Here is a 1,278-nt window from a genome sequence, read left to right as displayed (position 1 = left end):
TTCCCTCCTAAGGAGCCCACAAGCCCGGGTGAATAACTCTGGCTGACAGCACACTTTGAAGGGCCCGGCCTCACGGCCGGGCCCTTCATCGTTGTCTGGGGAAGGTCCGGGCGTTGCCTGGGAGATGTCTGGGACGCGTCTGAGAGGCCCGTTAGACGCCCTGAGAGCCAGCTTGGTGCCATCGGAAAACTGTGATTTACGTCACACCCTCCGAGCCCCGCCGGCACCTCGAGTCACCGCGTGCTCCAACTCACCGGTGGTCAATCGAGTCAACCATCAGCACAAACATCGCCGTCGCATCACGGGTTGACTGACCACCCTGACTGATCACGGAATCATAACGGCCATCCCTGGGCCTTCCGGGCATTCCCAACGACTTCCTGTTCCCAAGATCCGCACTGTAAATTCCGGGCTATCCCTTTCCTGACGCATGGGACGCATGAGGCGTTCCACGACAGACCAAGGAGTTCCCCCATGAAGCGCACTCTCGCCTTCGGTGGCGTTGTCGCCACCGCCGGCCTCCTGGCCGCGGGCCTCGCCGCCCCCGCTCAGGCCGCTGGTGACGTGGTCGGCACCCCGCTGGCCACCACCGCCATTGCGGGCAAGAACATTGCCGCGTTCTGGTTCGCCGAGGGCGCGGCCAACCTGATCGCCGCCACGCCTTACGACGTGGAGACCAAGATCGTTGCCAAGCACATTTCGACCGGTGGCCCGGCTGCGGACAGCAAGCCCGGTGTCGTTCCGGCGATCGGCGACGAGAAGAAGTCCACCGCCAAGTCGAAGAACATCAACCTGCCCAAGACCTCGGGCAAGGTGTTCTTCCTCGGTGCGGACTACAAGCCGCACTGGTGCACCGCGACGTCGATCCAGGCTGCGTACAAGAACCTGGTTGCCACCGCCGGCTCCTGCGTCTACGACACGGAGTCCAACAAGTCCACGCTCGACCGCTGGGTGTTCGTCCCGGGTTACTACCAGGGCAAGACCCCGTGGGGCGTGTACGTCGGCAAGCAGGCCTTCACGCACTACGACTTCGACGTGTACGAGGACGGCGACCGCGACTACGCGTTCGTCACCGTGTACAACGGCCTCAAGCTGCCCCACGGCGGCTTCGCGGACATCAAGAAGCCCTCTGACATCGGCAGCTTCGCCGAGGTCACCAAGGCTGTGTACGACACGTACTCGCCGTGGGCTCGGTGGACGAAGGACGGCAAGTACTACGTCTGGAAGTGGATCGACGCTGGTCGTCTCGGCGACAACGTCGGTGGCCAGGGTCTGGCC

1 protein-coding gene is annotated in these 1,278 nt (G+C 63.6%); it reads left to right on the top strand.

Going from position 1 to position 1,278, the window contains the following annotated elements:
- Window positions 1-474: 474 nt before the first annotated feature.
- On the top strand, window positions 475-1,278 hold an 804-nt coding region (locus Aph01nite_RS40905), incomplete at its 3' end, for a trypsin-like serine peptidase (protein ID WP_373872397.1).

Source organism: Acrocarpospora phusangensis, from assembly GCF_016862995.1.
Taxonomy (GTDB): Bacteria; Actinomycetota; Actinomycetes; order Streptosporangiales; family Streptosporangiaceae; genus Acrocarpospora; species Acrocarpospora phusangensis.
Note: the sequence above shows the minus strand (reverse complement) of the source record. Positions and strands in the feature narration are given on the sequence as shown.